Origin of the sequence: Xanthovirga aplysinae (genome assembly GCF_009711365.1) — a bacterium.
Classification (GTDB): domain Bacteria; phylum Bacteroidota; class Bacteroidia; order Cytophagales; family Cyclobacteriaceae; genus Xanthovirga; species Xanthovirga aplysinae.
Window position 1 is genome coordinate 1 of record NZ_SMMB01000886.1, and the last position, 5,106, is coordinate 5,106.

Sequence of the window (5,106 nt, forward strand, 5' to 3'; positions counted from 1 at the left end):
AAAGGCCCTTTTCACCTAATCATACTTAAAACCAAGCTTTAAAAAATAACTTTTCCAAAAATCTAACTATCTTAATGACAATAACATTAGTTTCTATGTTTTAGCCTAGAAAAATTCAATCTTGGATTCCGCTACAATAAAGCCCACAAACTTAGGTTTAATTTGAAAGGCTGGCATAAAACCGAATGGCATGAGAAATTTTTATTTTATTGTTTGTACTCTACTCTTATTTTCAAAAATTGCTGTAGCACAAAGCAGAATAAGCGATACGGACAGCCTCCATGTGGGCAAACAATTGGGGCATAATCAAGCCCAAAATCTTTTATTGTTAGATAGAAATATTCAGCTTGAGGCTACCGAGGCTATCAATTATATGTACAACTTTAAGTTTGAAAAGGCGGATCGTCAATTCCGTTGGCTCAAACAGAAATATCCCAATCACCCCCTGCCATATTTTTTATTAGGTTTAAGTCAGTGGTGGCGCATGGTGCCGAATATGGAAACAGAGAACTTAGACAAACCATTTCTGGCTTATATGGATACAGCCATTGTTCTTGCCAAGAAAATGTACAAAGAAGACCCCAAGAACATTGAAGCCTCCTTTTTTTTAGCGGCCTCTTATGGTTTTAAAGGACGTTTGCTGGCTGAAAGAAAAAGTTGGCGAAAAGCTGCAGTTGCAGGTAAATCCTCCTTGAATTACTTAAAAAAAACAAAAAGAGACCAGGATATTGGACCAGAATTCCTTTTCGGGGATGCCCTTTACAACTACTATTCCGTCTGGATACCAGAAAATTACCCCATGTTAAAACCTATTCTCCTTTTTTTTAGGAAGGGAGATAAAGAGTTGGGTATTCAACAATTAAAGAATGTAGCCTCCAATTCTTTTTATACTCGTACAGAAGCCCAGTTTTTCCTTATGAGGATATTAGCCGGGGAGGGAGAAAAAGAAGAAGCCTTAAACCTATCCGCTTATCTTTACCAGACCTACCCTGAAAACGCATATTTTCATCGTTATTATGCCAGTATGCTCTATTCCCATGGCAAATATATAGATCTAGAGCCAGTGGCCATATCCTTACTCAACCAAATTGAAAGTGGAAAAGTGGGTTATGAAGCTATTAGTGGACGATATGCGGCCTTTTACCTCGGCCAAATCTACGATGCAAGAAAGGATAAAGAATTAGCCCGAAATTATTACCTTCAAACCATTAAATTCGCTGAAACATTACATGCCAAAGAATCTGGTTATTACCTTTATTCCTTATATTTTCTTGGTAAAATGGCCAAGGAGGAAGGGGATAAAAAACTAGCCAAAGAGTATTTCAAACAAGTCAAGAAAAATGGCAAGCGCAAACAAGCAGCCGTCCAAAAAGCTTCAGAAGAACTTAAAAAGTTACGAAAAGGATAAACCTTGACAAAATAAATGTCACTAATCTTATCATTGTTACAATATAAGACTTCAACTTTTATTTTACTCTTTAAAAGAATTAACTTTTCTTCTATAAGGTTGTAATAGACAACATTTTATCCTTATCTTTGACCCTTTATTATACTAAGGAACACCCAATAAACTTTTTTTCCTGATAAAAAAGACATAATGAGTTCGGGCAATAGTATTTCCTGTTATCCATTTTAATTATCATATTCTAATTTATCTTTTGATTTAGAAATACTGACTTATTCATTTGGATAGCTATTTTATTTTGCCTGGCATTATCATTATATTTTCCAAAAGCATTTAGAAACATTGTTATTTAACAGCCAAAAGCAAAACCACCATGAGTGACAATAATCAAAAGTTAAAAGCACTGCAACTTACCCTGGATAAACTGGATAAGGCCTACGGAAAAGGAACCGTAATGAAATTAAGCGATGAGAAAGTAGAAGACATTCCTTCAATTTCTACAGGTTCCCTAAGCCTGGATATTGCCTTGGGTATAGGCGGTATTCCTAAAGGACGAATTATTGAAGTTTTTGGACCTGAGTCTTCCGGTAAAACCACCTTATCCATGCATTGTATAGCCGAAGCGCAAAAACAAGGTGGTTTGGCGGCTTTTATCGATGCTGAACACGCTTTTGATAAGGTATATGCCGAAAAACTGGGAATCGATACGGAGAACCTATTTATTGCACAACCTGATAATGGTGAACAAGCGCTTGAAATTGCCGAGCACCTGATCCGTTCTGGAGCAATCGATATTTTAGTGATCGATTCTGTAGCAGCTTTGGTACCTAAAGCCGAACTGGAAGGAGATATGGGTGACAGTAAAATGGGATTACAAGCCCGCCTCATGTCTCAAGCATTGCGAAAGCTTACTGGCGCTATCAATAAAACTAATTGTACCTGTATTTTCATCAACCAGTTAAGAGAAAAAATAGGTGTGATGTTTGGAAACCCGGAAACAACCACGGGTGGTAATGCATTGAAATTTTATTCCTCTGTCCGCCTTGACATCAGAAGGCTGGGACAAATCAAAGAAAGCGCTGATAATGTCCTAGGAAACCGTACCCGTGTAAAAGTGGTAAAAAATAAAGTAGCTCCTCCTTTTAAAGTAGTGGAGTTTGACATTATGTATGGTGAAGGCATCTCCAAAGTTGGAGAGATTATCGATTTAGGTGTAGCCATGGATGTGGTAAAGAAATCAGGCTCTTGGTTCTCCTATGAAGGAAATAAATTAGGACAAGGAAGAGATGCTGTCAAAAAGCTTATTTTGGATAATCCTGAGTTAATGGAAGAATTAGAAGGAAAAATCCGATCGATCATTAAGGGAGAAGATTTTGAAAATCAGGAAGCTTTTGAAGAGGAAAAGGAAAGTTAAAATGAAGAATGAAGTGTGAGTTACCAATCATAATAAGTTTCTTCTAAAGGTCTAATGAAAATCAAAAGCTGTCTTTTAAAAAGGCAGCTTTTTTTGTCAACCCTCTAAGAATAACAAAATTGTGATTTCAGGACCCAATAGATAAAAGTTGACTTGGAAAATCCATAAAAAGAAGAGCGTTTACCCTCCTAATTCACCCATAATAAAACTCTTTTTAGAATCAACTTAATAGATAAGTAAAATCCTTTCAAAACATGAGTCAAAAAAATAGAAAAGTACACCCTTCAATAGTATTTTTTTAAGATGGAATAGCAAACATGTCCAAATTCTTAATTATATTCCCTGTACAATATTTGTGGTCTTGACACTGTTACCTTACAAATTTCTCGATTAATCCATTTTAAAAGGTGAAATTTTATATTATATGACTATATTCACAGTTGAATTGTAAAAAAAATAACATTCTGAGGTTATTAGAATTCATTTTTTATAAATCCTAAAAGTGTGCATATGAAACTACTTTTATCACTTTTCACACTCATTCTCTCATTAATTTTTTCCTCTGAATCGGCCTGGAGCAAAACTCCTGATTACTTAATCCCAAGTAAAAAAGTATATTATTGGAAGGATAGTACGGGTCATACCAATATTCAACAAATAATAGATCAGCCTAATCTATATCCATTTAACACTAACCCTAAAAATAGAATTTACAACCTTGAACATCCAGGAGAAAGCTACTGGGTCCGTATTACTTTGGATAAAAATGACTGGGGAAACGAAACTCAGACCTTAGAAGCTATAGATTCCCACATCGATTACATCGATGCTTACCTATGGACAGGAGACAGCCTGATCAATTATGGAGCATCGGGGTACATCAAGAACTTCGAAAAAAAGGACGTGGCACATAAAAATTTCTTATATGAGCTTCCCCCGGCTATATATGCCAAAGACTCAGCTACATTTTACTTCAACATCATTTCAAAGAAACCTTCACCTTTACTTTTTAAGCTAAGAAGTTTAAAGTTTAATTTTCATTATGCCACTACAGAATACTTATTATTAGGCTTCTTTTACGGATTCTTAACCTTAGTAATACTTTACAATTTATTTTTATTTTTTAGTGTAGGTGATAAAAAGAACTTATTCTATGTCATCTACATCCTGAGTTGTTTGGTCTTTACCCTTTACGAGGATAGTCTGGGCTTTCAGTATTTATGGCCAAAAACTCCATGGATAAATTCCATTTTAGAAGAAATATTTCTACCATTTTACCTGGTAGCCCTGCTTCTGTATGCACATCGATTTCTTACCATTGAACAGAGTAAACCTAAGTTAAATAGATTGATTTACATCGCAACGGGAATCTTTATTATCCTTTACTATATCGATGAGCAACTTTATTCATTAGGCTCCATTCCATATTACATTTACCTGGTCACTTTAATTTACCTTTTTGTTGTGACCTTAAAAGGACAAAGCTTAAAAAAAGAACCTATTATATTATTTATAATAGGCTTTACAATCATTGGGTTTGCTGTTACCATTCCGGGGGTATTGCAAAAATTGGGTATTTTACCTTATGATTCCATTCCCCTGATATACAGCTTCAATATTGGGATTCTTATTCAATGCATGTTCTTTTCTTTGGCCATGGCCCAAAGCTTTAGAAAGGTCAAAGAAGAAAAAGAAGAAGCCCAAAACCGTATAATTGAGCAGTTAAGAACTAATGAAAGAGTAATTTCACAGAAAGTAAAAGAACGTACTGAAGAAGTAGAACAACAAAAAGAAGTAATAGAAGAAAAAAGTAAGGAGCTAAGCGAGGCTTATCAACAATTGCAAGAGCATGCCGAAGAGATTAAACGCATGAATCAGCTTCTTAATAAAGAGAATGAAGCTCTGCAACAAAATCTCGTTAAATTAACCAAGGCAAGAGTGATGATGCAGGAAGTAGACATGGATGAGTTCCTGCGGCTTTTCCCAGATGAAGAAGCTTGTTACAAATTTCTAGCCACTGAAAAATGGAAAAACGGCTATAGCTGTAAAAAATGTAACAACGAAAAGTATTCAGAAGGGCAAGGACAATATGCGCGCAGATGCTCAAAATGTGGATACAGCGAATCTGCTACAGCAGAAACCATCTTTCACCGCCTTCATTTTTCCATCTTAAAAGCATTTTATTTACTCTTTTTGGTTTATTCCAACCAAGGGAAAATCACATCAAAAGAATTAGCTGAAGCACTTGATTTACGGGTCAATACCTGCTGGAAATACGCAAAAAAGG

The 5,106-nt window shown here is 35.4% G+C and carries 3 protein-coding genes; all 3 read left to right on the forward strand.

Annotation, left to right across the window (positions count from 1 at the left end; all coding sequences use genetic code 11):
• The first annotated feature begins 190 nt into the window (after positions 1-190).
• On the forward strand, positions 191-1,408 hold the full coding sequence (locus tag E1171_RS07395) for a tetratricopeptide repeat protein (RefSeq protein WP_155205372.1): 1,218 nt from the start codon (positions 191-193) through the stop codon (positions 1,406-1,408).
• Between the two features lie 370 nt (positions 1,409-1,778).
• Positions 1,779-2,819, forward strand: a complete 1,041-nt coding sequence (recA, locus tag E1171_RS07400) for a recombinase RecA (protein ID WP_155205373.1) — start codon at positions 1,779-1,781, stop codon at positions 2,817-2,819.
• A gap of 510 nt (positions 2,820-3,329) precedes the next feature.
• Positions 3,330-5,106 (forward strand): 7TM diverse intracellular signaling domain-containing protein (locus tag E1171_RS07405; protein WP_155205374.1); only part of this gene is annotated, 1,777 nt, incomplete at its 3' end.

Coding starts and splice junctions, on each gene's coding strand:
- E1171_RS07395 (WP_155205372.1), top strand. CDS start 191: ATGAGAAATTTTTATTTTATTGTTTGTACTCTACTCTTATTTTCAAAA.
- recA (WP_155205373.1), top strand. CDS start 1,779: ATGAGTGACAATAATCAAAAGTTAAAAGCACTGCAACTTACCCTGGAT.